The following is a 4,151-nucleotide window of genomic DNA, read 5'->3' on the forward strand; positions in this document are numbered from 1 at the left end:
AGTAGGAGGGGAATCAAACAGTTGGGTCAAGAGATCCTTTGACCCATCTAACTCGGCGAATGCCGAGAGACTATTTATAGTCAAGGAGGGTCGAAGATGAGTTACAGTCCCATCGTTCAAAGAAGCATTCAATATATAGAGCATCATTTGCAGGCAGATTTGTCGTTGGAAAGCATCGCCCGGCAGGCAGGTTTTTCCAAATACCATTATCATCGGATTTTTCAAAATGAAGTGGGTGTATCCATTTCCGAGTATATTCGCTATCGCCGAATTGCCAATTCTGCTCAGCTATTACTTTACACTGATGAAAAAATCATTGATATTGCGCTGTCATACCGCTTTGAATCGCAAGAATCTTATACCCGGTCATTTAAAAAATACTACAACCTGCCCCCTGGACAATATCGCAAAATGATGGGCAAACTGATTTTTCAAAAGGAGGAATTGAAATTGAAGGATAATCAATTGTTAAAAGGCTGGCATTTAAGCGGCAGCCACCCGTTTCATTATCAAATGGGCATTGACAGAAAGGTGTTTCATAAAGGGAAAGGATCGGGATATTTAAAGTCTGTCGCTGTATCAGAACCGGATGAGTTCGCAACGATGATGCAGCAATTCAAAGCCGATAAATATCTTGGAAAAAGATTAAAGCTCTCCGGTTTCATCAAAACAAAGGGCGTCGATGGGTTTTGCGGCTTTTGGATGAGAGTGGATGATCATCTTCATGATGTTCTCCAATTTGATAATATGAGTGACCGCCCAATAAAGGGTGATACGGAATGGAACTATTACTCTATCGTCTTGGACGTACCCGAAAACAGCGCGGTGATCGCTTTCGGTGTACTGCTTTCCGGAAAAGGTCATGTATGGGCGGATGAAATTACATTTGAAGAAGTGGACAGTCATACACCTACAACTAACATAGACTTCTCCGGTGAACTGTTGGATGAGCCGATTAATTTATCATTTGAAGAGTGAGGGGAGCCAAGAATGGCCAAAACAAGAAAGCAGGCAATAGGTTTGATAGCAGGATCGGCTGTTGTGATGATCATAATAGCTGTCAGATTTATCATGGGAAATTACATTTATACTTTTATGAAAGGATTGATTCATTAATTTACCGCAGATATTATCACAAAAAGTTCGGATTTTCAGGCTAATTATGATGGAATCCCTAAGATGCTTAACCCTTGCGAAAATAGCGCCAGATTTATTTCCCCGGCAATACGGGTGGCTTGGCTGCAGCCACCGTTTTTTTTGTTTGTAAAATAAAAAAATAATTATGGTATGTTAACGGTTACATAGGTGTTCCTTTTTGCGGAATAGATAATACCTCTTTCTTTCCTTCTTTCGATATCCGAGTTATGCAAGTTCTCTCCTGGATGCTTTATTTATAAGCATCATAGCACCGTCTCCCATGCAGTTTTTTCAACACTTTATAAAAAACATTCAAATTTTTCTGGTGATGGGAATGAAAGCCCCTTTTGTTAAAGGAGACTTTTTTTGTTCGGATGTACAGATTTTGTTCAGTTTATCAGTGCATAATACCTAATTATTATATTCGAATCATGGTACTAAAATCATTTCGATAGTAAACAGGTTGAAGGGAGGAACTTTTCGATGTCCAACTAGTCGGCAGAACAACAATCTAAAAAAATTAGGGGGAGAATGTTAAAATGGGAAGAAAGGTCGGTATTATCGCCTTTATACTTGTTCTGGTTTCCCACACGGTCTTAAGTGGTTCAGTGCCCGCTTTTATGGCAATAGCTAAAGAACCGGGGACAAGTATATTTACAAATGTAACCATTGCGGACGAACAAGGCACGGTCATAGATGCAGAGCAAAATCCGGATCATCAACCGGGCAAGGATGAACAGGTGAATTTGAACTTCGACTGGTCTTTAGCAGATATGGAAGTAAGTGAAGGGGATATATATTCATATAAATTACCTTCGCAAGTGGCTCCAATGGTACAAGACGGAAAATTATTGACATCCGGGAATATAGACATTGGTACTTACAACGTTGCCGCTGATGGACTTGTGACAATGGTTTTTAGTGAGAAAGCAGATGCCAATGCCGAAGGAAAGTTGGCCATTCAAGCTAATTTTAATCAAGAAGTGATTGGTGACAACGAAAAAGTATCAATTCCTTTTCCTTTAAATAATCAAGAAAAGGTTATCCATGTTTCTTTTCAAGCAGAATCCAAACCGGAATCTGAAGAATCTTCACAGGAAGATGAAGCGGCCCCAAATGTAGAAGGTAATGAGGAAGACAATGGAGGAACTGAGACAGAAGAAAAAGCGGCGGAAGAAACACAAAATAAAGAAGTTAAATCGGATTCCGATATTCAAGGGTTTAATGCTGCAAAGAAACGCGATCCAAAACCAATTGAAGAAAATATCATTTTAGATGGATCGCTCGTTCTGAAAAAGGCTGATGGATCACCCGTTCAAGACGGGGAAATGCTTCATCCGGAAGAGGGTTTAAGAATAGAATTTGATTGGGCATTACCTAACACGCATGAGTATATCGCAGGTGATACATTCGAATTACAATTACCGGCACAATTGGCCATTTATAATGAAATCAATGATGTCTTAACAGATGGAGATACGGTTTTCGGAACATATAAAGTAACCATGGATGGGAAGGTTCTATTTACTTTTAATGAAAATATTGAAAAGGTCCCGAATGTCCATGGTCATTTCTATGTTCAAACGGAATTGCATGAACAGAAAATCATCACGACAGAAAACATTCTAGAATTTAAAGTACATGATAAAGTGATTGAAGAAATCCCTATAAATGTCAAACCCAAACAGGGTCAAGCGATTGCTAAATCAGGGCAGCCAGTTGGTGGTAAATTCAATGCAGAGGAAATTGATTGGACTGTCTTTGTAAATACTTCAAGGGAATCGTTAGAAAATGCGATTATTAATGATCCGATATTAGCCGGTCAAGAATTGATAATTGATTCCATTGTTTTAAAGGAAGTAGAAGTCGATTTAAAAGGCAATGTATTAAAAGAAAAAGATGGTACCGTCAACTTTGAGAACAATTCCAGTAAAGAAAAACTAGAGTTGGATTTAGGCGACACAAATAAAGCATATAAACTGACATTTAGAACGAAAATCAAAGAAGATGAAAAAGATAAAGAAGGCGAAACTTCATACGCAAATACGGCAAAATTAGTTTCGGACGGTAAAAAAGTTGCAGAATCAGGTGCATCTGTTTCCGTTTCCCGTCCGAAATCACTTGAAAAAACATCCAGTAAATTTAATGAAAAAGACCGTTCCGTTGAATGGACAGTGAATGCGAATTTTAACGAAAAAGCGTTAAAAGCAGGAGAAACGATTACAGATGAATTTACATTTAAGGTTGGTAACGAAACTTTAAATAATGTATTTGAATTTGAAAATATCGAGATTAAGCAAGTTGATTCTTTCAACAGTGATGGATCGGTTGGAAAAACTTCCATTGCACCGGCAGACTTATTTGAAATAAATATAGTTGGAAATAAAATAACGTACACATTAAATAAGCCTACCACCAAAGCTTTTATTATCAAGTACAAAACAAAAGTCAAAGATGGAGCTTATATTACCCATGACGGTACGATGACGAATAAAGTTTCATTAAGCGGGAAATCCTCAGAAAGCAGCCAAGGCGTTTCCCAGCAAGTTGGTAAAAAAGGCCATGGTCAAATCAACTATAAAGATAAAACGATCGACTGGACCATTACCGTAAATGCAGATAAACAAGATTTGCGCAATTTCGTCTTAACAGATGATTTTTCCGGATCTGGCCAAAAACTAGTAGAGGATTCCATTCAGATTGCCCCTGCAAAAGCCGATGCAGGAATTACTGTAAATCCTGACAAAGATGGTTTTGAGATTGACTTTGGTAATATTAAAGAAACCTACACCATCACCTATCAAACTAAGTTTACGTATGATTTTGGTAATGTGACAATGAAACCTAACTTTACGAATGGTTTGCATTTGTCCTATAAAACCGGTGACGGGAAGGACTATGAACTTGAAATTGAAGATCAGGTAAATCCAAATAATGAAACTAAACATACATGACCGGCGGGTCACAAACTTGGCATGAAAATGTTTCCAGCCAATAGTTCCCAGCACAAGCCT

3 protein-coding genes are annotated in these 4,151 nt (G+C 38.2%); all 3 read left to right on the top strand.

Annotated features, from left to right (window positions below):
* Positions 1 to 96: 96 nt before the first annotated feature.
* The 3 genes from AB1L08_RS21755 (at position 97) to AB1L08_RS21765 (ending at position 4,091) form a co-directional block, all read left to right on the top strand.
* Entirely contained in the window at positions 97 to 978 is an 882-nt protein-coding gene (locus AB1L08_RS21755) for a helix-turn-helix transcriptional regulator (RefSeq protein ID WP_413066682.1), read from the top strand.
* A gap of 12 nt (positions 979 to 990) precedes the next feature.
* Complete coding sequence (locus AB1L08_RS21760; protein WP_413066683.1) at positions 991 to 1,116, top strand: hypothetical protein; 126 nt, start codon at positions 991 to 993, stop codon at positions 1,114 to 1,116.
* Between the two features lie 560 nt (positions 1,117 to 1,676).
* Positions 1,677 to 4,091: a collagen binding domain-containing protein gene (locus AB1L08_RS21765; protein ID WP_413066684.1), complete on the top strand. Its 2,415-nt coding sequence runs from the start codon at positions 1,677 to 1,679 to the stop codon at positions 4,089 to 4,091.
* Positions 4,092 to 4,151: the final 60 nt, after the last annotated feature.

It is taken from the genome of Siminovitchia jepli, from assembly GCF_047228825.1.
Classification (GTDB): domain Bacteria; phylum Bacillota; class Bacilli; order Bacillales; family Bacillaceae_C; genus Siminovitchia.